Genomic DNA, 25,319 nt, shown 5'->3' on the forward strand with positions numbered 1-25,319 from the left:
GAGTCTCGCTCACGCTGGATAAAAGTTGGGGGCAACGTCAGAAGGCAACGCAAACGTCGAGGTGTCGTCCAGTAACCCTGTCAAAGCAACTATGACTATCGTTAGATATAGGACAACGGCTTAGGATACTATTGTCTGACACTAAGTGCGGCGCTAGCAGTGGGGAAGATTTTAACAAAGGTAGAGGATAGATGTTTAGAAGAGAATTTCTTGGGGCGATCGGCTCTGCCGGTCTGTTGGCTGCGCTCACAGGGCCCGCATTTGCTGAAGATGTTCTGCTCAGCATTGATGCCCAAGGTGACGGCTCGGCGATCAAGACCTTCACTGATACAGACCTACTTGCTTTGCCGCAGATTGAATTCTCAACATCTACGATCTGGACACCTGAACCGGCCACCTTCTCGGGGCCAAGCCTTGCCTCGGTGCTTGAAGCGGCAGGCGCGGCCAAGGGCGCCCTGAGCATGATCGCGGTCAATGAATACAAGGTCGAGATACCGACAGACCGGATCGAAGACAATGCGCCGATTATCGCAAACCGTATCAATGGTGCGCCGTTCAGTATCCGGGACAAAGGGCCGCTTTGGCTGGTTTTTCCGTTCGACTCGAATCCGCGTTTCCAGACCGAGGAAGTCTATTCCTTCTCAATCTGGCAATTGACCCAGATAAAGGTCGTTCAAGGTTGAGATATTGTTGGCGATCATAGGGTCCAGAGTTCTAAAAAAGGACAGTTCCCGTAGGTTTACGGCGTTCTTTCTGCTGTTCCTGCTGGTGTTGTCCTGTGCTGCGTTGGTGTATAGCGCGCAATCCTTCCGTGACCGGTTGGATGATGTGCGCGCGTCTGACTCCGACAATGCAGGCTGGCTGGTCTCGCAGCTTGATGTCGACCACAAGGCTTTGGCACTGGCACTTGACCGTACCTTGATGGCTTCGGTCTATCCCGAATACAGCAGGGAAGCCGATGGTTTGGATGCGGCGCGTATCAGGTTCGATATCTTTTACAGCCGTGTAAACATTCTTCTTGCGACCTTAAACCGCGAAGAGATTCCGTCGAGCCTGGCTGACAGGCTGCTGGTTCTTGATGATGTTCGCAGCCAGCTTGCCACCGAGCTTGATGCTATCGCGGATGACGATATGAACGCGGTATTGCGCTTTGCGGAAAGCGTCCATCTGGCGGCGCCGTTGGTGCGCGAAATCACGACCATGTCTCTTCAATTCCATGTTGCGCAGTCGGATCGCGTCCGAGAGATGGAGCAATCCCTGCTCAGGCGCTTCTGGGTCCAAAGCATCGTGCTTCTGGTGCTGATGCTCGGGTCGGCCGTTCTGGCGTTGCGCCTGTGGCGCGAGCTTGAGGATCGGACGGTCAAAATGCACCGCGCCTTGGACACGGTTTCAAGGGTCTTTGACGTATCTCTGAGCGCGATCGTCATTGCCGACATGGCGGGACGCATCCAGTTGGCCAATCCGGCGGCTGCTAAAATATTTGGCGTTCCGGCAGACCAGATGGTCGGTCTACCGCTGGAGCAGGTGATAACCCCGTTCGACTTGCGCGAGGTCCATCGCCAGAAAATGGAACTTCATCGACAGGACGGTCACCGCACCATGATCGGTGCAGGGCCGTTGCGTATGGATGCCATGCGGATGGATGGCACACCCTTCCATGCCGAAGTCTCGGTCGTGACTGATTCCGATCTTGAAGGGAAACCGATCCTGATCGGCTTTATCCGTGACATCTCTGATTTCGTCGCAGCCGAGGAAAAGCTGTTGGAAGCGCGCGACGAGGCGCAGCGTCATGCCTCTGCAAAGACAATGTTTCTTGCCACGATGAGCCATGAAATGCGCACACCCCTGCACGGCCTGATGGCGTCGCTTGACTTGCTGGACGGCACGGCGCTGGGGCCCGAGGATCGCGCGCTTTTGCAGACCGCACGCGATTGTAGCGACCGCGCGTTGCAACAGGTCAACGATGTCCTCGAGATAACGCGGCTGGGTGAAAGCACATTGGGCGAAGTAGCCTTCCGGCCCAAGGATCTGGCCGGGGATATCCTGCGCGAACTGACACCGATGGCTGGCGCCAAGGGCACGAAACTGGATCTGGTGCTGAAAGGCGCAGGTGCGGACCGGCTGTGCCTTGGTCTGGCCAATGCCTTTTCGCGCGCCCTTTACAATTTGGCAGGCAATGCCGTGAAGTTCACAGATAAAGGCGGGGTCGCCATTACCCTGACATTCAACCCGGTAGCGGATAGCGCGCTGCGACTGCGTGTAGAGGTCAGCGATACCGGTATCGGCATCGCGCCCGAAGATCAGGACAGAATTTTTGCCGAATTCGAAACCGTCAACGCTTTGGCACGCGGGCGCGATTCAGGTACTGGTCTAGGGCTGCCGATCGTGCGCCTTGCAGTGGCGCGGATGGGCGGAACGCTGTCCCTGCGCAGCGCCCCGGGCGAGGGCAGTGTATTCTCTTTCGAACTCACTCTGCCGATAGCGCCAGACTTGCCCGACCTCCAAAGGGAACAGGCCGAAAATGTGACTTCGAGAGTCCGTCATCTGAAACAGGAAACGCCACTGGATGTGCTGGTTGTCGACGACAACACCGTCAATGTGACGCTGATGAGCAAGATGGTCCAACGCATCGGTCATCGCACAGACCAGGCCACAGACGGTTTGCAGGCTGTGGCCATGGCATCGGCCAAACCCTACGACATCATTCTGATGGATGTCAGCATGCCTGTCATGGACGGGCATGAGGCCACTGGCATTATCCGGTCCGGCGGGCTTTCAAGCAAAGCCGTGATTATCGGCGTGACAGCTTTCAGTGACGAGGAACGGCTGGCAGAACTGACCGCAGCAGGCATGGATTCCGTTCTCACCAAACCTGTGAATACAGCTGAACTTGCCAAGGCAATGGCGCAGCAATGGGGCAATCGCCTTTCCGGTACACAAGCCGACGCGGAATACGAGGCTGATAGCTCGGGCGACTTCGCGCAAGCCTTTGGCCAGTTGCAGGACATGCTGGACCGCCAAAGTGCCTTGCGTTTTCTGGGGCAGGCTTTGACCGAAGCCGACAGGACGACGCAAGGTCTTACCGAGGCGGATATCGACATGGACGCCGCCGCAGACCTGATTCACAGCACAGTCGGCTCTACAGCAGTTGTCGGGTTTTCGCAGTTGTCCCGCCTGATGGCGCAAGCTGAAGACGCGGCCCGCACAGGTAACAAAGCGACCCTCAAGGCACTTTATTTGCCATTAAAGGAAAAGCTGGATCAGGAATTGGCTGCTATGGCGCTTGCAACACACCAGCCTGCAAACGCGGCTGATAGCGACTGATACGCCAAAGAGCCTTGGAATGCTTCATTAGCCGCCAGATAGAAATCTGGCACATAACGGAACCGGCAGGCCGGTTCAGGTAGAGTTTCGGTCGCTCAGTCGATGTTGAACGTGACCGTGAACGCTTGGTTAACCTTTGTAATCTTGCTGGTCAGATCCTGCTGGATCGACGAGGTCAGCACAAGCGTCAGTATGACAGCGCCGCCCGCCAAAGTAATCCAGTCCGCAGTGATCGAGCCGCGTTCGGCTTTGATGAAGGTGATGATCTGTTTCATGGCAGCTATTCCTCTTTGATCCGGTATTTTCCCGTCGGTGCGCGTGCGTGTTATTTCGTGTTGCAATGATCGTGCCTGACGTTTGCTTTCGTTAAAGAACTGGGCGCAAACATGGGGCGGACAATCAATTTTCTCTAAGAAGGAAGAAAATTACATTTTCCCTAAATATATGTTATTAAATGGTAATAATTATTTATTTCGGTGGCGTTTCGGCCTCCGATGCCAATTGCGGCATTTTCGTGCAGGGGCTTGCGCGCCTTCGTCTATAAGGCATCTCTTTGGATAAGTTGGCGCCCGAATGATTGGTCTGAATCCGCTCTAGAGCCAGTTTCTTGCAATCGCTGCGCGCCTTCTCTGGCCCGCAGAAAAGACCTACCCGAAATCCGGATCGACTTTCTTGTCCGACATGTCCGATGCGGTGTCATCGGTGTCTCCGAAGCCTGCGCCCAGCAGAAGGGCCGCATCCTCCAGCCGGACTGACGACATTGACATGCGCGCTTTCTTGCGCTGCGGTTCGGGTGGGGGCGGGGCAACGACCGATGCCTCGGGTATCGGGTCTTCTACCGCTTCCACCGGCACGGGTTCCACGACCGGCAGTACAGGCGTCGCCTGTATTACACAGGCCGCTGCCCGTATCATTGCAATCCGCAAGGCAAGACGGGTGCGTCTTTGCAGTCCTGTCTCGTCGTTCTGATCGAAAGGCGCGTTGGCCCAGTGGATCAGAGCCTGATCCACGGTCGCGTTGGGCAGTGTTTTTTGCAGCGCAGCTACAAGACCTTTGTGCTTCTGGGCATTCATTCCGGTCTCCTCGGACAATCTGGCACTGCTCTTGCAAGGATTGGGCCAGAACTTGCCCAAACTGCAGAGGTCAACATGACAAATGCCCTGAGTGCACATCTTGGAATTCATGCCGAAGCTCTCAAGCTTGGCGAGAGGCGCGGCGCGCTGCTAGCGACGAATATCGCACAGGCGGCGACGCCCGGATACAAGGCGCGCGACATTGATTTCACAACGGAACTGGCGAGGCGCACAGGCGGCGCGGGCGTCTTGGCCGCAACGCATCAGGGACATATCGCGAATGCGGCAGCGGTTGGTGGTGGCGCGGGTTACCGTGTGCCTGTCAACGTATCCCTTGATGGCAACACGGTCGAACCGGCTGTGGAACAGGTGCAATTCGCCGAGAACGCCCTGCGTCAGCAAGCAAGCCTGACTTTTCTGAACCGCCGTATTTCCGGACTGATGTCCGCGATCCGAGGAGAATGACATGACCGAAATCCGCAACGTCTTTGATATTGGATCGCGCGCCCTGTCGGCCCAGATGCAACGGTTGAACACCACAGCCTCGAACCTTGCCAATGCTGGCAGCGTGGCGACAACTGCGGAAACCGCGTTTCGTCCGCTGCGGCCTGTCTTTGTCGTTGATGAAGCCGCACCGGGTAGCGGTTTGTCCGCCCCGCGCGCCGACCGGATCGTGGCACTGGACCGCGAACCAGCCCGCATGTTCCGGCCCGATCATCCGAAGGCGGATGCCGAGGGCTATGTCTACGAGTCCCCCGTTCAGGTCGAAGAGGAAATGGTCGAGATGCTGGAAGCCAGCCGGAATTACCAGAACACGCTCGAGACACTCTCGACACTCCGGGCGCTGATGGCCCGTACCCTGACCATGGGCCAATAAGGCCGCATCAAGGACATTTCCCATGACCCAGATTTCCCAGATCACTCCGGCGACGTCACTTTCACCCTCGCTGAATACGCCAGCTTCCAACGCACTGGGACAAAAGGACTTTCTGACCCTGCTGACTGCGCAGTTGAAAAATCAGGACCCTCTCAAGCCGATGGAGAATACCGAGTTCCTTGGCCAGATGGCCCAGTTCTCGACCGTGGCCGGGATTGACCGTCTGAACGAGACTTTGGCGGGGCAGGGCGGCGGCCTGCGCGACTCGAGGCTGACGATGGCGACCAACCTGCTGGGGCATTCCGTGCTCGTCCAGACGCCCGTCGCGCGACCGGATAATGATGGTGCCATCCGTGGCGCGGTCAACCTGCCGGACGCCGCCGAGGCGCTCGTCATCAGCTATTCCGACGCCACGACAGGCGCCATTCTGCATACCCAGACAATGGGCGCCCAACCCGCAGGCAAGGCCGCTTTCGAATGGACGGAATTGCCCCCGAATATTCAGGCCAACCGCAACCCGGTGCGCGTGACGGTGACGGCCTCGCAGAATGGTGGGACGCGGATGCATGACCCGATGGTCTATGCGCGCGTCCTTTCGGCCAGTGCAGACGCCGGTGCGGATGATGTGAGCCTCCAGATCGAGGGCTATGGCGCTCTGAGCACGCTCGAGATCGAAGCCTTCCGCTAGTCTTTTCCCTCCAAAGGAGTTTCCGAATGTCGTTGAACACAGCCCTGTCCGGTTTGACTGCCGCGCAGACAGATATCGCCGCTACCTCGCATAACATCGCCAATGTCGGCACTATCGGCTTTCGTGGAAGCCGCGCCGAATTCGCCGATGTTTTCAGCTATACACCCCAATCTGTAGCAGGCACGACCGTTGGGTCGGGCACGCAAGTCAAGCGGATTGCACAGGACTTTTCCCAAGGCAGCATTGTCGGTACCGGCAAGCAACTGGATGTCGCGATCGAAGGACCAGGATTCTTTGCGTTGCGCGCGACGACCGAAGCTGCGGGTGCTCAGGCGACGACAGTATTCTCGCGGGCGGGTGCTTTCGGCATGGCCGCGGATGGTACTATTGTGAACGCCTCGAACCAGCAGCTTCTGGGGTGGCCGACAGCCGCGAACGGTCAGGTTCTGTCCGAGGCACTCACGGCGGCGGTCCCGTTCCAAGTTCCGCTTTCGATGGGCACACCGGTCGAGACAACCAGCCTGTCGCTGGGTCTGCGCCTTCCGACCGATCCGGCCATGTCCGGCAGTCAAGCAGCAGTTCCCCCCGCCGCACCCTTTGATCCGGCCCAACCCGAGACTTGGGCGCATCGCAGTCAGGTTCCTGTCTTTGATGACGCCGGCCTGCCCGTTGAGGCCGAGATGTTCTTGGTCCGGCTTGCCGACCCCACGCTTGCCGCGCCCGAAACTACCTATGAGGTGCATGTTATTCGCAATGGTGCCGCGATGGCACCGGATGCGGGCAACACCGTCAGCTTTGGCGCGGATGGCGCCTTGCTGCCCGGAACGGTGCCTTTGGTCTTCAACGGTACGGCTGGCTCCTTGTCGGTCGATCTGGAAGGATCGGCACTGAACGACGCCCCGTTTCAGGTAGTTTCGGCCTCGCATGACGGTCGGAGCGTTGCAGCGCTCAGCGCGCTGGATATTGATCCGCAGGGCACAGTATGGGCCACTTATGGCGCAGAACAGCGCGTCTCGCAGGGCCGCTTTGCCTTGGTCAATTTCGCCAATCCGGGCGGTTTGCGGGTTATGGGCAATGCCGCTTTCTCGGCCACGGCACAATCCGGTGACCCACTGACAGGCAGTCCGGGCGCGGCGGGGTTCGGGCAACTTCGCTCGGGCGCGCTTGAAAAGGCCAATGTCGATCTGACCGAGGAGTTGGTGGATCTGATCACAGCGCAGCGTAACTATCAGGCCAGCGCAAAGGCGATGGAAACATCGACAGCGATGACCCAGACCATCATGAACATGCGAACCTGAGGCGCATCATGGACCGTCTGATCCATACGGCGCTAAACTCTCTGGCCAACTTGCGTGATACGCGTGTCACCTCGGCGCAGAACCTTGCCAACCTTGCGGTTCCGGGGTTCCGGCGCGACCTGCAAAACGAAGGTTCGGCACACTTCCTGAATGTGCTGAATACCCAAAGCGCCCGCGCCTTTCAGCTTGAGCGGGCCGATAACGGATTTTCCCGTCAAGCCGGACCGATGGACCGTACGGGCGATCTGATGGATCTAGCGATTGCGGATCGCGGGTTTTTCTACATCCTGCCCCCCGAAGGCGGAGAGCCTGCATTGACGCGCCGCGCCGATCTGCAAATCAATGCTGCTGGTGCCCTGATGAACGGCGCGGGCGAGGCGATGTTGAGCAACGAATTGCAACCGATCATCCTGCCGCCTTTCCGCGACATGGTGGTGGACGATCTGGGGCAAATTTCGATCACCCCGATTGACGGTCCCGACGGGCAGCGGGTGCAGATCGCGACGTTGGCGACCGTGGATCCCGCCGACAACCTGCCGCTGCAAAAATCGCAGGACGGGCGTATCCGGACACCGGACGGCACACCATTGCCCCCGCCCGACCAGATGGCGCGCGTGCTTCAGGGAATGCGCGAGGGCAGCAACGTCAACGCAACCGCCGAGTTGATCGCTTCGGTCGAGTTGCAACGCACATTCGAGCTGAACTTGCGGATGATCCAGACCGCCCGCGAGATCGACGAGGCAGGTTCGTCGCTATTGCAAATGCCGTCAGGCTGATCTGGCACGTGGTTTGCAGGTTGCAGGGTGACACCCATCACGGACCCCTTCAACCAGCAGGCTAGGACAACAGATGTCGACCAACGCGATGCACGTCGCCCGAACGGGCCTTGATGCACAACAGACCCGCATGCAAGTGATCGCCAACAATCTGGCGAACGTCAACACCACAGGTTTTAAACGCGATCGCGCAAATTTCGAAACGCTGCTCTACCAGACGCATCGTCCGGGCGGCGCGCAAACTTCGGACACGACTGCCCTGACCGGCTCGCTGTCTGTCGGCACCGGAGTGCGTGTGGTTGCCACTGAGAAAATCCATTCTCAGGGAGGCCTGACCAGCACCGGCAACGCGCTGGACGTGGCAATTGACGGGCAGGGCTTTCTGCAGATCCTGATGCCTGACGGCCGCATGGGCTATACCCGCGATGGCAGTCTGTCGCGCTCTGCCGAGGGGCTTCTGACAACCGATAGCGGTTATGTCCTCCAGCCCGAGATCACCATTCCCGAAGGCGCATTGTCGATCGTCATTTCCGGTGACGGGATCGTTTCCGTCAACCTACCCGGCGAAATCGAGGCACAGGAAGTCGGCCAGATCACACTGGCCTCGTTTGCGAACCCGCGTGGCCTTGCCCCTGTGGGTGAGAACCTTCTGGTTGAAACGCCGGCTTCGGGGGGTGCTGCAGTTGCGGCGCCAATGGCGGACGGCATGGGCAAACTGAACCAGGGTGCGCTTGAAGCGTCGAACGTGAACGTCGTGCAAGAGCTGGTCGACATGATCGAGACCCAGCGCGCTTACGAGATCAGCTCGAAATCTATTTCAGCATCCGACGAGATGCTGCGCTTCCTCTCCAACAAACTGTGATCCGCAATGACCCGTTTTCCATTTTTTCTGCTTCTACCCCTTGCGGCCTGCTCGACCTATATCGAGGAAGAAGCCTCTCGCAATTATGCCCCTGTCTATGATGAGCCCGCGCCGATGACCGCGATGGCCAGCGGCAGTATCTATCATCAGGGCGCGCGGGGGCTGTTTGTGAATGACAGCCGCGCAACGCGTGTCGGCGATGTCTTGACCGTGCAGTTCAGCGAGAGGTTTCAGGCCAGCAAAAGCCAGACAGCCAATGCATCGCGCTCCACCTCATACGAGGTTGAACTGCCCGAACTGCTGACAGGTGGTTTCGACATGGGCGAACTTGGCCATTCTGCCGCACAAAGCTTTGCCGGTAAGGGCGGTGCAGCGCAGTCCAATTCGTTCACGGGACGTCTGTCTGTGTCTGTCGTGAGGGTGCTGCCAAACGGCCATCTGGAAGTAATGGGCCAGAAGCGCCTGACGCTGAACAACGGTAACGAATATGTCCGCCTGACCGGAGTGGTGCGCCCTGAGGATATCAGCGCCGGCAACATCGTGTCCTCGGACCGGATCGCCCATGCCGATATCTTCTATGTCGGCGCTGGTGACACAGCAGATACCGGCCGCAAAGGTTGGCTGGGCCGTGCCATCGGCACGGTCTCTCCGCTATGAGCGTGTTCAGGCTCTGTATGGCTCTTGCGGTTGTTCTGCTTGGTGCGGGCATAGCCTGTGCTGACCGGCTCAAGGATCTGGCCTCTGTGTCGGGTGTCCGGTCGAACCAGTTGATCGGCTATGGTGTGGTTGTGGGCCTTCTGGGAACTGGGGACGGCAATTCCGGTCTGACGCTGCAATCGCTTGAATCACTAATCTCGCGGCTTGGCCTTCAGATCGAAGCGCGCGATCTGAATACCAAGAATGCGGCTGCGGTGATGGTGACGGCGGATCTTGGGCCCTTCCTGAAGGAAGGGCAGGTCGTGGATGTTACTGTGTCGGCAATCGGCCAGTCGAAATCGCTGCGCGGCGGCACTTTGCTGATGACGCCCCTGATGGGGGCGGATGGTGAGATCTATGCCATTGCACAAGGCAATCTGGTGGTTGGCGGTCTGGGTGTTGACGGCAATGATGGATCGTCCCTGACGGTGAATATTCCAACTGTTGGCCGCATCCCCGGCGGTGCGACTGTCGAAAGGATCGTCGAGACCCCTTATCACGATACGGAATTTCTTGTTCTGAACTTGCACCGCCCTGATTTTTCGACCGCTGCGGCGGTCGCGCAGGCGATTAACACCACCTTTGGCGATGGCACAGCCAGCCCTGTGGACGCCTCGTCGATTGCGGTGCGCGCGCCTTCAAGTCCCAGCCAGCGTGTCGCGTTTACCAGCCTTCTGGAAAGCGTTGAAGTCACACCGGATGCGCCACGTGCCCGCGTTGTTGTCAACTCGCGCACTGGCACCGTAGTGATCGGCGGCGAGGTCAAGGTCACACCTGCGGCTGTCACCCACGGCTCTTTGACCGTGCGGGTGACCGAGGACATGAAAGTCACCCGTGGCAACACTGTCATCGCGGGTCCTGGTGGAACTGTTGTCGTCCCGGACGATGGCGTTGCTAATCCTGACAGCCAGATTGCCGTTCTGGAAGAACCAGCGCGTGCTTTTGTTTTTGACCCGGGCGTGTCGCTTGCAAGTTTGGTGGATGCGATCAACGCCGTGGGCGCCACACCGTCGGATCTGGTGGCCATTCTGGAAGCTCTGCGCGAAGTCGGCGCTTTGCGTGCTGAACTCGTTGTTATCTGAAGAGAAGATCATGGACCTGACGGTATCGAATCTGAAAAGCACCATGTCCGCGACAGCGGATACGCGGCCTTCAGCGCAGGAGTTGCAGAAGGCTGGCGAAGGGTTTGAATCGATGTTTCTTGGCATTCTGCTCAAGGGCGGGCGGGCCGGTCTGCCCGGTGACGAGTTGACCGGTAGCGCCGCTGTCAGCTCCAGCCTCGAGATGCTGGACACCCAACTGGCCAAGGATGCCGCGGGACGTGCCTGTCTCGGAATCGCGGCTGCCGTGGTGCGCCAGTTTTCAGGCGGCGGGGTTGCATCGTGACGAATATGCTGGATATCGGACGCAGCGGTCTGCTGGCTTACCGGACAGCTTTGGCAGTGACATCCGAGAACGTCGCCAATGTTGGTACCGAAGGCTATCGTCGCCGAGACGTGTCGACGGTCGCCGCCGGTGGCGGTCAGGCGACGCCGACAACGGCCCCGTCAGGCGGGCAGGGCGTCAGCGTGACCGATATCCGCCGTGCCTTCGATGTGCTGGCATCGGATCGCGCGCGTGCAGCCAATGCCGGACAGGCCGCCGCACAGTCACATCTGGACGGGGTAACTGCGATCGAAACGCTGATGATTCCCGGTGATGATGGCGTTGACGGAACTCTGCGGCGGTTCTTTGACAGCATTGCGATTCTTGCGGGCAATCCGACAGACCCCGTCACGCGCATGGTCACGCTCCGCAATGGTGAAGCCGTGGCCAGCGATATCTCGGGTCTGGCGCAGTCCATGGTCGGGTTACGCAACGACATGGGGACCGAAGCCGGTCAGGTCGCCAGCAATGCACAAGGCATTCTGGAGGAACTCGCGCATTTGTCTTCGCGGATGGGCGGGTTTTCCAGCTCGAACCCCGCAGCGGCCGCAGCAGCGCATCCGCTGGCTGATATCCGCGACAACCTGCTGGACAAGTTGTCATCCCTGCTTCCGGTCTCGGTCAGTTTGGATCAGGGCGGACGACCGACAATCCGTCTGGGCAGTCAGGCTGGTCCCTTGCTGCTGGACGGGGATCGCGCTGTTGCGCTGAACACATTGGCGACAGATCAGCTGACCCTGCAAATCCGTTCACCCGATGGCAGCATGCGCGAGACACGGTTGTTGCCCGAAGGCCGGATCGGTGGCCTGTCGCGTTCTTTGGGGTCGCTGGATATGGCGATCGCGGAACTTGACGCTTTCGCGCGCACCTTGGCGGATACGATGAACGCCGTGCATCGCAGCGGTACCGATCTGACCGGTGCTGCTGGCGGTGATCTGTTCGAGATGGACGGCTGGCGTGCAACTCCCGCAGCTGGCAATGGCGGACGGTTTCAGGTCGTTGTGACTTCGGGTCCGACAAACGAACCGCGTCAGTCGCTGGATCTGGTCTATGATGCGGCGGCAAGCCTCTGGCGGGCCTATGATGGCGACGGTGTTGAACAGGTCTCGGGCGCCGAAACCCTGCTTCTGCCCGGCGGTCGGGTCGACCTGGTCGGCGCTGCGCGGGATGGCGACAGGATCAGCCTTGCACCAGTCACCGGCCGCGCGATTGATCTGCGCTGGGCTTTGACGGACCCATCGGCACTGGCTGCGGCCTCGGCGTTCGCAACAGCGGCTTCGCCTGCCAATAGCGGCACAGCAAGACTTGCCGCGACTCTCCAGCCTGCGCCTGCCAGCACCGTGCCGGTTCTGGATCAGGGCCCCGGACTTGCGCCTGTGGATCTTCTGGGGGGCGTGTTCGGCCTTGTCCCTGCAGGGACAGACAGCCTGAACCTTGGCAGTCTAGGACGACCGGCCAGCACTATGCTGGCGGTGCCAGCAGATGCCACCCTTCTGCAACTGGCGTTTGACGGCGAGCCCCATGATTTTGCCTTTCCCGTACCGCTTGATGCCGAAGCGATTGCCGGTGGATTGTCTGATGGCAGCCTGAGAACGTCGGAGGGGCGCAGCCTTGCATCGCTGGGGCTGGTGGCCGGACTTGATGTGAACGGTGCGCTTGTGCTGTCACGACCGGGTCAACCGGTTCCCGTTGCGGCAACTTTGTCAGGCGCTGGCGGCACCGAGACCGGAATCGGCACCGCGCCCGAGGCAGCAGGCGCGACAATCCAGATCATCACGCGCAACGGCGTGCATATCGCGGGGGCACCTCTTTCGGCGGCTGATGCGGCCGGTTTACTGACCCCTGCGAACGGCTTTCTTCCGGGCGCGGTTTATGACCCTTCGCCCCTGACCGCCACGGATGGAACAGGCTATCGCGGCACGCAGATCGACCGCTTCGATGTATCGGCATTGCAGACCGCGACCCTGTCGGCACCGGCTTTGCTGACAGCACCGGCATTGCCATTTGCCACACTACCGGCGCGCGAGATCACCCTTGCCAATGATCAGGGCACCACAACCGCTGTTGCCTTGCCGCAAGGGGCGTCGGCTGCCTTGATCGCAGAGCGTCTTGGCGCGGCCCTTCCGGGGATCGGGGCGCAAGCCGCCACAACGCAGGAACTGTCGGGATTTGCGGCGGGCACGGTCCGTTTTGGACTGACCGGTGCGAACGGGCAACCTTTGGAGATTTCCACGACACTGGCCGGACCGGATGCAACGCCGCTCGGTCTTGCGATCAACGCGCTGCGTGCCGCAACCGGTATCAGGGCCGAAGTCTCGCCCGATGGTGCGCGTTTGATGCTGGTTCAGCAGGATGGCCATGATATTTCGTTAACCGGCCTGTCAACCACAGGAGCCACGGGCCTTCTGGTAAGGCAGGTCGACGCGCAAGGCCAGCCGCTAGGTCCAGTAACCGGCTGGGCCGAGGGAAGCGCCATCCGCCAAGGCGGGCAGGTCACCCTGTCTGCCGGGCACGGGTTCAGCTTTTCGGAAGGCCTGTTTTCGACAGGGTCTGTGATCGTTGGATCAGGCAATGTCGCACAGACAACAACAAACGCAGGCGCACAAGTCGCGCTGGCATTTGCGGACACGCCCGAAACCGCCGAAGGCGGGTTACTGCACCGGATCAGCCTTGGCGGCATGTCAGCCGAAGCTGCACATACTGCGGGGACGAATGGTGCCGTGATCGCCGCCAGTCTGGCCGAGGCGTTGCGCCGCCCCGCGCCGGATGTCGTTCTGACAGGCCAACCTCTGGCGGCCTTGCCACCGGATGGCAGCGCGCTGGTGCTGCGGGTTGATGGTGCGTCCTATACGCTGAGGATGGAACAGGGCACACCCGTGGTGTCTGGGATCGAGCCGGACCGTCTGAGCGCGCAATTCGATGCACAGAACCGGCTGATTGTCACAGCACGGGGCGTCACGGACGGAACGGGGATCGGCGTTTCGACTGCTCCGACTTTTGGGTTTGATGCGGGCGAGGGGGTGATGACACTGACCGGCCAGGCGCCTGATCCAGCAGGATTGCCCGCAACCGTTCTGGTCAGCTTGGCTGGCACCGAATACCCACTAGAAATGGCGACAGGGGGTGGTTTGGCTGTTCCTGCCGGTTTTCCGGGCACGGCCAGCCGTGACGCGGCAACGGGTGCTTTGTCCATAGCTCTTTTGACGCCCGCAGATAACCTTGCAGTGACCGCACCGCCGGCTACCGGCTTTGGTGGTCCCGGCGTGGCGATCCGTTTGCAAGAGGCGACACTCCAGCTTGCTGGACGGTCTGCACCGCTTGATCTTGACGTCGATGTCCGCGGTGCGCTGGGCCAGTCACTCAGATTGACCGACCTGCCGCCTGAAGACCTGATCGTGATGACCAGCGGCACCGGATCGCTGCGTCTCGCTGGCGACATCAATGCGGGGACAGCCCCGACAAACCTCGGCGCACTGGAACTGACCGTTACTGATGCAAGCAGGGGGCTTGTCGCTTTGCGCGACAGCGTGACCGGCGATGCGGTGGCGTCGGGCATTCTGGATGCGTCGGGCCGCGTAACCCTTGGAGGGATGGCGCTTGCGCTTTCGGGCACAGCGTCAACCGGTGACCGTTTCGCGATCCTGCCTGCTATGGCGGGCTCTGCAGATGCGGGAACCGCACGGGCGCTGGCCGCCTTGCGCAACGGTGATGTGGCGACTGGCAACCTTGGATTGACCGAACGCCTGACAGGCTTGCAAGCCGATGTCGGAATGCGGGTTGCTGCCGCCGACCGCTCGCTCAAGACAGCCACGGCAACGGCCGAGGCGGCAGAGCGCGCGCAGGCCGCGATCGGTGCGGTCGATCTTGATGTCGAAGCCGCGCGCCTGCTGGAATTGCAACAGGCCTATCAGGCCAACGCGCAGTCGATGACTGTCGCCCGTGACCTTTTTGATACCCTTCTGCGTATGTTCTGATCGGAGACATGATGACAATCGGAGATGCCCTTTTCGCCCGTTTTTCCATCCGGAGCATGAATGCTGTCGGGTTGGAAATCGCGACTTTGCAAGAACGTGTGTCGTCGGGTCTGAACGACCCGCGCGCCTCGGCAGATCCGACCCGCGCGACCGAGCTTTCGGCCTTGCGGGACGTGCGCGCAAGGCTGGACACGCGCGAGGCCGTGGGCCGTAGCGCTGCCGACCGTCTGGCCTTCACGGACCAGACATTGGAAAGTCTGTCCGAGAATCTTCGCCAGCTAAAAGAGATTACCTTGCGCGCGGCGAACGACACTCTGACATCCGAGGCGCATGCCGCCTTGCGTATGGAAGCGGTCACCCTGCGTGACGCCATGCTGTCGGCTGCAAACGCCAAGGATATGACGGGCCGCCCGCTGTTCTCCGGAACATCCCCCGGACCGGCTTTTGTCGAAACCTCCGAAGGTGTGGTCTATCGTGGCAATGATGCTGTGACCCTCAGCCAGATCGGTGAACGGGGCAATCTTGCGACCAGCCTGTCAGGTCGTCAGGTTTTTGGTGAAGACGAACAGAATGTGTTCCGCATCCTTGATGATACTATCGCTTCTTTGACAGAACCGATGTTGTCGGCGCGCCCGATTGTGCGCGCGCAATCGCCTGCCGATCTGGATATTGTCCGAACACGCGGTGACGCCAGCCTTGATGTCGTGCTGACAGGGCCGCTTGGCGCGTCACCTGTTAGGCTGGGTCTTAGAATTGATGCACCGGGTGAAACAGTCGCGGCTATCAACGCCCAATCCGCTGTGACCGGCGTGATTGCCGAACTGGGAACGGATGGCAAGGCTATCCGCCTGCGTGCAGATGGCGAGGTATCGCTGTCAGCCCAGACTGGCGGCGACCGGACCCGCCCCACCCTGACGCTGGGGGCGGTGCAGGAGAACGGTCAACCGGCAGGGCCGGTCACAGGCTTGCGGCCAACCGCCCTTACCGCCAATGCGCTTGTGGCGGATGCGGGTCTGGCGGTCGATCACATGGCAACGATGCGCGCTGCGGCCGGCAGCCTTGCCGCCGAGATGGACCGCCAGCTTGAGGCTTTGGCCAAGCAGCGCCTGACCGTCGACCAGTCTGTTTCGAAATTGCAGGATCTGGACGTGGCGGCGACGCTGACAAAGCTCCAGTCACTGCTGATGACCGAACAGGCCTCGCAGATGACCTTTGTGAAGATTGTCGGGCAGTCGCTGTTCAGCTACCTGCGCTAGTGCACTGGCGCAGGGCCAAACTGGATGTGCAGAAAAACTCCAACTGGAATTGTCTTAGAAGTTCAACTCGCCGATGGGAATGCCGCGTGAATGGCGCAGGTCACCTGCGCCAGAGGCTTGCATCAATCCGCCTGTCGGCACAACCAGCAGGCCAATCAGTCTTGGCGGCTCAGCTTCATCCGTATCGGCAAGCAGCCGGGTTCTTCTGTCACTATCGGGAGGCGGTGCCTTGGCTGACAGACCGACCGTTTCCAGCACGGTGGCCACACGGGCGGCATAGCGTTTGCCGCGCTCAGGATCCGCAGAATGGTAGTGGGCCACAGCAACCGACCAATCGCCGTGACGGTCATGCAGGTCACGCAGAAAACTGGCGGCGTAGCGCGTGTTCTTGACAGGGTCCATCATTTCGGCAGCGTCCGAAAACGCATCGCGGTGCCATCGCCAGTTCAACTGCATGCATCCCAGGTCGACGTTCCTGATGCCCTCGGCAAGGATCGTGTCCAACCGCGACAGCGCGTCGGCTTTGGTCTTGTGATACGAGCCTATTCCGCCTTGATTGAGGGTCCAGGGCCATGCTTTCACGCCATTTTCAGTTCCTTTGCCTGTCTCTACGCGGGCGATTGCCACCAGCAGGCCGGGTGGCAGGCCTGCTGCCTCTCCGGCATCGGCGGCCAGCACCTCGCAATCAGCAGATGGCGTTCCGGCAGATACGGTTCCGGGAAGCAGACAGGCCATGATGGCGGTCAAGACAAGGTGGTGGGGGCGCGGAATAGACATGGCTTGCAAACTGCAGGTTCCGTGCCAATCCGGTACCACCATCCTTTGGGATGGGTCCCCATACCAATGCTTGATGCGCCGTGCGCTCGCGCGATTGTTGGTGCCCATATCGCATGGAACAGTGGTGGTAAAATTTTGATCCAGATTTATGGGAACCTGAACATGACCGGCCTTCTTTTCGTCCGCAGCAATGGTGAATGACCATGCCCGCACTTAAACATCCCGCACTGACGGAATTCCTGATCCACAACCTGCGCGAGACTTGCGCGGGTCTGGCCTGTCTTGTCGGTGCCCAACAAACCGTTTTATATCTGCCATCGGAACTGCAGATGTTCAGCCCGACGCTGGTTGCAGATGGTCTGGCTATCGAGCCTTTCGAAAATAACACTGGTGGCCAACAGGCATGGCCTGCCTATCCGCTTCTGCGGTTGCTGCCTGCCAAGGATGCATCGCCGACCGACCTTGTGAATATTGCTTTGGTCCTGACGGATCCGGATGCTCGTCCGGTGGCCATCATCGCATTGCATGGCGTGGCCCAAGCATGGGATACGCGTTCGCGGCTTGCGACCTGCGAAGTGTTGAGAGGAATGTTGCAACGTCAGATCGTGGCGCTTGGCAAAGGGCCTGCGCTGGTTGCCGGTTCGATGCTGTCACTTGTCAGCAAATTGCAAGAGTTTGATCGCGACGCCGTCTCCCAGATGCTGAAAGGGTTTCTGACTGTCCTGTCCGGCCACCGACCCAGTCCGGCAGAGACTACCGCTTTGAGGATTGCCGGTTTGTCGGATATGCCCTCTGCCTCGGTAGCGAAACCGGATGTAAGCCTGAATGATGTAGCGCGCGATTTGCTGAACGAGGTGGGTTTGCTACAGTTTACCCTGCCTTCTGCTGTCGGCGGCGAAACACAGCCTGATCTGTCAGAGACCGAGCAGCCGCAGACCGGCGATCCCAAGGTTTTTGCAAGGCTGACACTTCTGGATCGTGACTATGGTGTTGCGGAGTCCGAAGGGTCTGCGCAGCTTTGGTTCAAGCCGATGAATACCGAAGACGACTGGTCAATCCTGACAAGCCGGACAGCAGATGGCTGGACCGAGATTGCAGCGGAAGTTCTTGGGAAAACCGCTGATATCTTGCAGGAATTCTCGCGCATGCACCTGATCCGCAGGCGTGACATTCCGACCGATGAAGTAGCGGAAGTCTATGATCTGCACGGCATCTTGTGGTGGCTTCGCAACGGAGAATCCGGCTATGAGGGGCGTCTGGATGATGGCGAATGGACTGTCTGTCCGGTTCCCGCAACACTGGGGCCGAAGGATCGCGCGATTGCTGCGTTGCTTTATCTTGCACCCGACATGAAGGCTGTGCTGGCGGACAGGGCGAGGGATTGGGCAAACCGTATGGCGCAATCCGTACAGGTGACCCCTGCCTTCGCGATGGCGGCAGAATGAATACCACCACTGCAACGCAGTAATTTTACCCCGCCCGGTGAACACTGTGGCGGGTTTCTTGTTATTCTTCCTCAGGCGTGCACGTCTTCCTGCATGAAGCCACGCAACCGCTCGACCGCGGCTTTCTTGATCTGCGAGACACGCCCCGTGGTGACTTTCAGCACCTCGGCGATTTCGTAGACGTTCAACTCCTCGACATAGTAGAGTTGCAGAACCAGCGCCTCGCGCTCGGGCAGTCTTTCGATGGCTTGCTTGAGATGCACTTTCATCCGGTCCTGCGTCAGCCGGTCCTCGGCGCTGGGCGACGCGTCGCGGAACAGCATGGAGTGGTCCGTGTAGATCTCTTCGATTGATTGATGCTGCCCGCTGTCGATCTCGACGCGCCAGCGGGCCAAATCTTCAAGCGACAGCGACAACTCGGCCGCGATCTCGGTTTCTTCAGGACGACGCAACAGGCTTTGCTCCAGCCGTTGCTCTGCTTGGCGCAGCCTGCTTTGCATTTGCAGCACACCGCGTGTCTGGCCAGCCAGATGGCGCAGGTGATCCATGACCGCCCCGCGGATGCGGATACCGGCATAGGCTGCAAACGGGGTGCCCGGCTGCGGGGTATACCGCTGTGCGGCGTCCATCAGACCCATATAGGCGACCTGTAACAGGTCTTCGATTTCGACCCGCCGCCCGGTTTTCATATGAATATGCCATGCGATGCGGCGGGCAAGATTGAGGTTTGTCTCGATCAATTGCTCGGGTGTGGGCAATTGCTCAGAATAGGCGCGCGGTAGCATTGGGCAGGTCCTCCGAAGGTTGGCGCCTGTGGCGGATGAAAATTGATTGTGTGCCGGCCTGCAGCGCGACGGATGTCGGGATGTCGCGGCTATGCGTGTCCGCTGGATGCAGGCTGTCCAGAAGACCGCTTCCGCCAGACAGCAGCGCGACCTGAAGCCCGAATCGTGCGGCAAGGGTCATGTCATCTGCGGTAGGTGGCAGAATATCCGTGCGCGTCAGAACGATAAGACGGGCGATACCGGCCATAGGGGCGCAGATCCGGTCCTGCATCACGGGATGCAACCCGGTCGGCAGAACAAGCCAGACCGCCGTGTCGGGTAGCTGTGCCAGTCTTGCCAGAGCGGTGGAATCAGGCTGCGGCATGTCCGAAAGGTCGATGATCTGGGTCTCGCGGGCATCGGTGGGCGACAACGTTTCGGGCAGCCCGTCTGCCCAGACGGGGCGATGTGGCGTCAGACCCATCAACCGTCCCAAACCGGACAGACGACCAGAGGCAGCAAGCAGATCGGTACGCGGCGCAACAAGAACAGGCACAGCTGCGCCGGGCATACGCATTGCATATGCCGCGAGCCTTGCCGCCAGCATGGTGCGGCCAGATCCGGGGGGGCCGGTCAGGATCACCCGGCCGGGAAGATGCGGGGGCAGCACCTGCGCGGGCATGTCTGTCCGTACAATTTCCTGATACAGCCGATGACGGAAACTGATCCGTGACGGGGTCTGGTTGCCTTTCGTCAAGACGGGCGCATCCGTCGCCGGACGGGGTGAGTGGAATTCCTCGCCGGTGCTGGCCTCAACTTCGACCATGCCATTGTTCTGGCGGGTCGACAGGATCAAGGCATCGGGACCAAGGCGCCGCAGCACCTCTTCGAGGGCCAGTGCGGAATCAGCGGCGCGGATTGTGATGGTAGTCATCGGCATCAGGCTCCGTCAGAGGGCGTGAGAGAGGACAGAAAGGCGCTGGGAAGACTGATGCTCTGCGTGACTTCGACCCTGCGGTTCTCTGGCAGATCGGTCAGGGACAGCACGATGGCATCTTCAAGATTGGGTCGCAGGAAAGCTGCCATGGAACGGCGCAGTGACGGCGTGACCACGATCATCAGCATGTGACCGCCCGCTTGTGCGGCATCCTGCGCGGCGCCCAGATCCTTGAGCAACCGACCCGCGAAATCGGGATCAAGCGTCAACCCGTCCTCTGAAGGGCGTTTGCAGCGCATCAACAGTTGCTCCAACTCGGGCGAGAACGTGACCAGCTTGAGCGTCGCGCTGATCGACCCCATCTGTTGCAGCAGAAGTGGCACTAATGCGGGGCGCAATGACTCGGCCTGTGCGGCCACCGGCATGTTGCGGTCCGCCATTTGTGCCAGCCCTTCAAGGATGCGGCGCAGGTCTGCGACGGGAAGACGGTCGGCCAGCAACTGGCGCATCACGGCCGTCAGCATATGCAGTGGGACAAGTTTCGGCACGACGGTTTCAACCAGAGTTGGGGCCGCCTGTGCCAAGGCAGTCAGAAGCGCCTGCACATCGTCCGGCCCCAGAAGGTCCCCTGCATGGCGTTGCAGAACTTGCCCCATATGCGTGGCAACTACGGCTTCGGGGTCCACCACAGTGTGATCATCGGCTTCGGCCTCGGCACGCTGATGCGGCATGATCCAGACGGCATCCAGACCGAAAGACGGATCTTTGACTGCAATGCCAGCCAGTTTCCGTGTCGAGCCATGCCCCGGAATGGCAAGCTTGCGATCCGCCTGCACCATATCCTCGGCCACGATGGTCTGACCGATCCGGATGCGGTAGGTATTCGGAGGCAAGGACAGATCATCGCGGATTCGTACACCGGGTACGACGATGCCCAATGCCCGCGACAGCTCGCGCCGGATCGCGGTGATGCGGGACACAAGCGTTCCGCCATCCTGACCACTGGCCAGCGAGATCAGGCCATAGCCGATCTGCAACGAGAGCGGTGCCATATCGGTGACTTCTTCGGCTGTGATTGCCGCGGTTGACGAATCCGCGCGATCACTGTCCGGCGCGGATGATCCCGCGAAACCGTCCGATGATGGCGCGCCTGCGGGCCTTGCGGATGGCTGCGCCTTCACCTGCTTTGCGCGGCGCTGCGCCGTCACAGCCGCAATTGCTGCCAGTGCGGACGCCAGCAGGAAAATCAGGTTGGGCATGCCGGGAACAAGGCCCAGCATGAATAGTACAGCCGCAGCCGGTGCCCATGCAGTGGCGATATTGACCTGCTTGCTAATCAGCCCGCCCATGTCCGATGACGAAGAAGACCGCGTGACGATAATCGCCGCTGCCAGCGACAACAGCAGCCCTGGCACCTGTGCCACCAGGCCGTCACCAACGGACAGGCGGACATAGGTTTCGCCGGCAACGGCAACGGACAGGCCATGCTGTGTCGTGCCGATAATGATACCGCCGACGACATTGATAGCCAGAATGATCAGGCCAGCAATCGCGTCGCCTTTGACGAATTTCGACGCACCGTCCATAGAGCCATAAAAATCGGCCTCGGCCGCAACCTCGGCCCGCCGCGCCTTGGCCTCTTCGGGTGACATCAAGCCCGCGTTCAGGTCGGCATCAATCGCCATCTGTTTGCCGGGCATGGCATCCAGCGTGAAGCGTGCGGACACTTCCGACACACGACCTGCCCCTTTGGCAATCACAACCATGTTGATGATCACAAGGATCACAAAGACCAGCAGGCCGACAATGAAATTGCCGCCCACGACAAAGCTAGCAAAGGCTTCGATCACAGCGCCCGCTGCACCCGGTCCGTTGTGACCCTCGGCCAGAACCACACGTGTCGAGGCCACGTTGAGCGCCAGTCGCAGGGTGGTCGCGATCAGCAGAAGCGACGGGAAACTCGAGAAATCCAGCGGCCTTTGCGAATGCACCGCAACCATCAAAACCAGAAGTGACAGCAGGATGTTCGATACAAAGAACACATCCAGCAAAGCGGCGGGCAATGGCAGGATCATCATGGCAAGGATCGCCAGAATACCTGTCGGCATTGCCAGCCCGCCCAACTGGCCGCGCAGTCCGCCAGACTGCGGCCCGACATTGGTCATCGCGCTCATGCAGTTGGTCCCGTTATGGGGTCGTGATGGGCTGGGCAGGAATGGAGCATTGCAGGACTTTCACTGGCGAGGTTTCTTGGCCGGAAAGGTGCAAGTGTCGTGCCAGTCCTGATGGCTCGACACGAAGATGGACCGACCGGCTGGCACGAAGGTTGCAGTAGTTGTCGCAACGCTGCTTGCAGCTCTTGCCATAGGAGATTCCATGACACCCTCGCCTGATTCCCCCTTTGCCCTTACAGCAGAGCGGTCCTTCACCACGAAGGCCCTTGGTGTTGGTGTGGCGATCCTTTTGCTCAGCGCGCTTTCGGGGTGTTCTTCGTCGGAAAAACGCGCGATCGATGCGCTTGGTCCTGATGCAACAGCTGCAACCCGTATGCTGGCCGAGACAAAAGACAGTCTTGATGCGCTGGACCAGGCCACCGTTCCGGCTTCTGCGATCCCGACGATGCAGGCTGTGACCAGCCCCGCACTGACAGGGCGCGGGTTTTCCCAGGTGGCCGGTCAGCCCGGACATACGTTGAACGAAAAACGCCTACTGGCGATCAGGGCGGCGCGGCTGGATGCGCTGCGCGATCTGACCGAACAGATCCACGGTATCCGGATCAGTTCGGACAGCCTTCTGCGCGATGCGATCATGCTTAACGACGTGTTGGCCGCCCATGTTTCAGGGGTCCTGCGCGGTGCGCGCACGGTGGCAATCGAACCCAAAGGCGAGGACGGATATTCCGTTATCATGGAATTGGATGCCGATACCGTCGCTTATATCCTACGGGCTGTCGGCGCGGGTGCATGATCATGCAGTCACGACGTTCCTTGTTGGCGCTCTGCTTTGCGGTCGCAAGTGTATCGGTTCTGCGGATAGATACCGCCGAGGCAAAACAAGCCGGATGGCTGGAGGTGATGGGCAGCGCGACAGCTTTGAACGCCTCTGACCGCGATGCAGCAAGGCGGCGCGCGATGGCCGACGCGCTGTTATCTGCCGCACTGGCAGGCGGGGCGCAGGTTCAGGGCCATTCGGTCATGTCAAATGCCCGCATGACCTCGGATCTGTTGATCGTCCGTCCTGTTGGGCGGGTCTTGGCGCATCGCATTCTGTCAGAGGATTTCGACGGTCAGATATGGCGGGTTACGATCGCAGCACAGGTCGGACAGCCACAAGCAGGCAGTTGTTCCGACCGGCGGCGTCTGGTGGTCACAGCCTACCCGCCGCAAGTCGCCGTGTCACCGCATGCGCCCGCCTGGGCGGATCAGCTGGGGCGGCAGGTTGCAGCCACTTTGCTGCAAAGCGCGTCGCGCAATGCAGTCGTGGCCGAACTGACCCTTGCGGACAGGCTGCCGCGTCACGATCCGTCGCGTGACGCGACTGATTACATCAGCCTGACGCGTGGCACTGCCCGCGTGGTCCCTGGTGGTCACGGTCTACATCTGGATCTGGACCTGCGTTCCGAGGGTCGCCATCTGGTCTTGACCCTGAGAATGCGTCTGGACGGATCGGCACAGGAACGGATGGAAGAAAGCCATGAAGCGCGCGTGCGCATGGCGGGGCCTTCGGTTTTTGGTCGCGCGGCACCCTTGTTGGAAGCAGACAAACAATCCCTGTCCCTGACCCTGTCGCGCGGGGTGCAGCCCGCATTCGAAGCATTCCTGATGCGCGCGGCCTGTCGTCCGCCGCTGGCGGTTCTGACGCTGGCACAGGGAAAGCTGGTTGTACCTCTGGGCCGCGCAAATGGTCTGGGCAGGTCCAGTCTGGCCTTTACCGCCGATAGCGATGCAAGCACCGAAATGCTGGAGGTCGTTGCATTGTCCGAGCGCAGCGCAACGCTGGCACCCTTGGACCCCGCTCGCGCGGCAACTGCGTTCAATGGGCGACCTGTCCGTTTTCTGGATGTGGCGGAGCGGCTGCCGTGAGACATGGCCTGGTTGCCCTGATGACGTCTCTGGCTTGTCTGGGTGGATACCCCCTGAATGCAGGCGCGATTACGGGCGAAGAGGCCGTGCGCCTTGTCGCACAGGCTATGGTCGATGCAGGGCAGGTGCCGCCGCGGATGCAAGCGCCTGTCAGGGCCTTGCCGTCCTGCAGGGGCACACCGCGTGTCACCCCTCTTGCAGGGAACTGGAGCAGCGCCGAGATTTCCTGTGATCAGCCGACTGTCTGGCGTCGCGTTCTGCGCACCGGTGCCGCGCTGTCCATGCCGCTGTCCACGCGCGATTCAACCGGTGCTGCAAAGAATGATTTGCCCCTGCAGACGGTGCTGTCTGTGACCAGACCCTTGCCGCGTGGTGCGCGTATCGGACCGGATGATGTGATGCTGCTTTCGCAAGCCGGGACTGATCCCGCACAGGTATTGTCCGACCCCGATCTGGCTGTGGGCCGCAAGTTGCGCCGTGCCATAGGCGCAGGGCAGCCCCTGCTCGAACGGCATCTGGACCCGCTGCTGGATATCGAGGAAGGCCAGACCGTCACCGTGCAGTTGCAGAGCCAAGGCATTGATATTGCAAGCACGGGCAAGGCTTTGGCCGGTGGCGTCGCGGGGGACCGCATTCTGATTGATCCCCCCTCTGGCGGGCACCCGGTCGAGGCGATGATCCTTGCGCCGGGTATCGTGCGCGTCCGCTCTAACATGCCGCGGCGTATTGCCGTTAAGCAGTCTAAACGGAGGATGTCATGGTCAGTCTGACCCCAACCAACATCACCCGCTTGCGCACTGCAGGCGATGCTGAAACCCAACGTGCCCAAGGCGCGGCCCCAGCACCGGCACGTCCGGCGGGGACCGATACTGCGCGGGCCGATACATTGAGCCTGTCCACGGCGGCGCGCTCGCTGCCCGAGGTCATGCTGAAAGGTCCACCCGTCGATACGGCTTTGGTCGATAGGCTGAGCGCGGCCATAGCTGACGGCAATTATCCTATCGACTCCGCGAAGATCGCCGCAGCGATGTTCAGCGCCTCACTTGACCTGTCCAGCTAAAGGAA

Annotated in this window: 24 protein-coding genes; 18 read left to right on the forward strand and 6 right to left on the reverse strand. The window is 60.4% G+C overall.

Going from position 1 to position 25,319, the window contains the following annotated elements; genetic code table 11:
- Positions 1-191 precede the first annotated feature (191 nt).
- Positions 192-683: an oxidoreductase gene (locus K7H22_RS03560; protein WP_230799368.1), complete on the forward strand. Its 492-nt coding sequence runs from the start codon at positions 192-194 to the stop codon at positions 681-683.
- 145 nt (positions 684-828) lie between these two features.
- The gene (locus tag K7H22_RS03565; RefSeq protein ID WP_230799369.1) at positions 829-3,324 is read left to right on the forward strand and encodes a hybrid sensor histidine kinase/response regulator; all 2,496 of its coding nucleotides are present in this window, start codon (positions 829-831) and stop codon (positions 3,322-3,324) included.
- A gap of 95 nt (positions 3,325-3,419) precedes the next feature.
- Here K7H22_RS03565 and K7H22_RS03570 read toward each other — a convergent pair whose 3' ends face one another.
- Both K7H22_RS03570 and K7H22_RS03575 read right to left on the reverse strand, forming a co-directional pair.
- Positions 3,420-3,599, reverse strand: a complete 180-nt coding sequence (locus tag K7H22_RS03570) for a hypothetical protein (protein ID WP_230799370.1) — start codon at positions 3,597-3,599, stop codon at positions 3,420-3,422.
- Positions 3,600-3,971: 372 nt separating this feature from the next.
- Positions 3,972-4,397, reverse strand: a complete 426-nt coding sequence (locus K7H22_RS03575; RefSeq protein ID WP_230799371.1) for a hypothetical protein — start codon at positions 4,395-4,397, stop codon at positions 3,972-3,974.
- 75 nt (positions 4,398-4,472) lie between these two features.
- On the opposite strand from K7H22_RS03575, the gene flgB reads away from it, so the two are divergent.
- From flgB to K7H22_RS03630, 11 genes are all read left to right on the forward strand, one after another.
- Complete coding sequence (gene flgB, locus K7H22_RS03580) at positions 4,473-4,862, forward strand: flagellar basal body rod protein FlgB (protein ID WP_230799372.1); 390 nt, start codon at positions 4,473-4,475, stop codon at positions 4,860-4,862.
- A gap of 1 nt (position 4,863) precedes the next feature.
- On the forward strand, positions 4,864-5,274 hold the full coding sequence (gene flgC, locus K7H22_RS03585; protein ID WP_230799373.1) for a flagellar basal body rod protein FlgC: 411 nt from the start codon (positions 4,864-4,866) through the stop codon (positions 5,272-5,274).
- A 22-nt stretch (positions 5,275-5,296) separates the two neighbouring features.
- Positions 5,297-5,962 carry a flagellar hook assembly protein FlgD gene (locus tag K7H22_RS03590; protein ID WP_230799374.1) on the forward strand — a complete coding sequence of 222 codons (666 nt, stop codon included), beginning with the start codon at positions 5,297-5,299 and terminating at the stop codon, positions 5,960-5,962.
- A 26-nt stretch (positions 5,963-5,988) separates the two neighbouring features.
- On the forward strand, positions 5,989-7,260 hold the full coding sequence (locus tag K7H22_RS03595; RefSeq protein WP_230799375.1) for a flagellar hook protein FlgE: 1,272 nt from the start codon (positions 5,989-5,991) through the stop codon (positions 7,258-7,260).
- Between the two features lie 8 nt (positions 7,261-7,268).
- Positions 7,269-8,036 carry a flagellar basal body rod C-terminal domain-containing protein gene (locus tag K7H22_RS03600; RefSeq protein WP_230799376.1) on the forward strand — a complete coding sequence of 256 codons (768 nt, stop codon included), beginning with the start codon at positions 7,269-7,271 and terminating at the stop codon, positions 8,034-8,036.
- A gap of 73 nt (positions 8,037-8,109) precedes the next feature.
- Positions 8,110-8,898: a flagellar basal-body rod protein FlgG gene (gene flgG / locus K7H22_RS03605; RefSeq protein WP_230799377.1), complete on the forward strand. Its 789-nt coding sequence runs from the start codon at positions 8,110-8,112 to the stop codon at positions 8,896-8,898.
- Positions 8,899-8,904: 6 nt separating this feature from the next.
- Positions 8,905-9,555, forward strand: coding sequence for a flagellar basal body L-ring protein FlgH (locus K7H22_RS03610; RefSeq protein WP_230799378.1), 651 nt, complete (start codon positions 8,905-8,907; stop codon positions 9,553-9,555).
- Positions 9,552-10,676 carry a flagellar basal body P-ring protein FlgI gene (locus K7H22_RS03615; RefSeq protein WP_419248142.1) on the forward strand — a complete coding sequence of 375 codons (1,125 nt, stop codon included), beginning with the start codon at positions 9,552-9,554 and terminating at the stop codon, positions 10,674-10,676. Before K7H22_RS03610 ends, K7H22_RS03615 begins: the two co-directional genes overlap by 4 nt.
- 10 nt (positions 10,677-10,686) lie before the next feature.
- On the forward strand, positions 10,687-10,980 hold the full coding sequence (locus tag K7H22_RS03620; RefSeq protein WP_230799379.1) for a rod-binding protein: 294 nt from the start codon (positions 10,687-10,689) through the stop codon (positions 10,978-10,980).
- Between the two features lie 5 nt (positions 10,981-10,985).
- Complete coding sequence (locus tag K7H22_RS03625) at positions 10,986-14,993, forward strand: FlgK family flagellar hook-associated protein (RefSeq protein ID WP_230799675.1); 4,008 nt, start codon at positions 10,986-10,988, stop codon at positions 14,991-14,993.
- An 11-nt stretch (positions 14,994-15,004) separates the two neighbouring features.
- Entirely contained in the window at positions 15,005-16,249 is a 1,245-nt protein-coding gene (locus K7H22_RS03630; RefSeq protein ID WP_230799380.1) for a flagellin, read from the forward strand.
- Positions 16,250-16,303: 54 nt separating this feature from the next.
- Here the strand turns inward: K7H22_RS03630 and K7H22_RS03635 are convergent, their stop codons facing one another.
- Entirely contained in the window at positions 16,304-17,026 is a 723-nt protein-coding gene (locus tag K7H22_RS03635; RefSeq protein ID WP_230799676.1) for a lytic transglycosylase domain-containing protein, read from the reverse strand.
- A gap of 203 nt (positions 17,027-17,229) precedes the next feature.
- On the opposite strand from K7H22_RS03635, the gene K7H22_RS03640 reads away from it, so the two are divergent.
- Positions 17,230-18,471, forward strand: coding sequence for a hypothetical protein (locus K7H22_RS03640; RefSeq protein WP_230799381.1), 1,242 nt, complete (start codon positions 17,230-17,232; stop codon positions 18,469-18,471).
- 71 nt (positions 18,472-18,542) lie between these two features.
- On the opposite strand, the gene K7H22_RS03645 is transcribed toward K7H22_RS03640, so the two are convergent.
- From K7H22_RS03645 to K7H22_RS03655, 3 genes are read right to left on the reverse strand one after another with little or no spacing between them, the layout of a single operon-like run.
- Complete coding sequence (locus K7H22_RS03645) at positions 18,543-19,256, reverse strand: sigma-70 family RNA polymerase sigma factor (RefSeq protein ID WP_230799382.1); 714 nt, start codon at positions 19,254-19,256, stop codon at positions 18,543-18,545.
- On the reverse strand, positions 19,234-20,169 hold the full coding sequence (locus tag K7H22_RS03650; protein WP_230799383.1) for a hypothetical protein: 936 nt from the start codon (positions 20,167-20,169) through the stop codon (positions 19,234-19,236). Before K7H22_RS03650 ends, K7H22_RS03645 begins: the two co-directional genes overlap by 23 nt.
- 5 nt (positions 20,170-20,174) lie before the next feature.
- Complete coding sequence (locus tag K7H22_RS03655; protein ID WP_230799384.1) at positions 20,175-22,346, reverse strand: flagellar biosynthesis protein FlhA; 2,172 nt, start codon at positions 22,344-22,346, stop codon at positions 20,175-20,177.
- 202 nt (positions 22,347-22,548) lie between these two features.
- On the opposite strand from K7H22_RS03655, the gene K7H22_RS03660 reads away from it, so the two are divergent.
- From K7H22_RS03660 to flgM, 4 genes are read left to right on the forward strand one after another with little or no spacing between them, the layout of a single operon-like run.
- Positions 22,549-23,139, forward strand: coding sequence for an LPP20 family lipoprotein (locus K7H22_RS03660; protein WP_230799385.1), 591 nt, complete (start codon positions 22,549-22,551; stop codon positions 23,137-23,139).
- Between the two features lie 2 nt (positions 23,140-23,141).
- Complete coding sequence (locus K7H22_RS03665; RefSeq protein WP_230799386.1) at positions 23,142-24,254, forward strand: flagellar assembly protein T N-terminal domain-containing protein; 1,113 nt, start codon at positions 23,142-23,144, stop codon at positions 24,252-24,254.
- 20 nt (positions 24,255-24,274) lie between these two features.
- Entirely contained in the window at positions 24,275-25,024 is a 750-nt protein-coding gene (flgA, locus tag K7H22_RS03670) for a flagellar basal body P-ring formation chaperone FlgA (protein WP_230799387.1), read from the forward strand.
- Positions 25,012-25,314, forward strand: a complete 303-nt coding sequence (gene flgM, locus K7H22_RS03675; RefSeq protein ID WP_230799388.1) for a flagellar biosynthesis anti-sigma factor FlgM — start codon at positions 25,012-25,014, stop codon at positions 25,312-25,314. Before flgA ends, flgM begins: the two co-directional genes overlap by 13 nt.
- Positions 25,315-25,319 lie beyond the last annotated feature (5 nt).

It is taken from the genome of Seohaeicola saemankumensis, assembly GCF_021021435.1.
In the GTDB taxonomy this organism is placed as follows: domain Bacteria; phylum Pseudomonadota; class Alphaproteobacteria; order Rhodobacterales; family Rhodobacteraceae; genus Seohaeicola.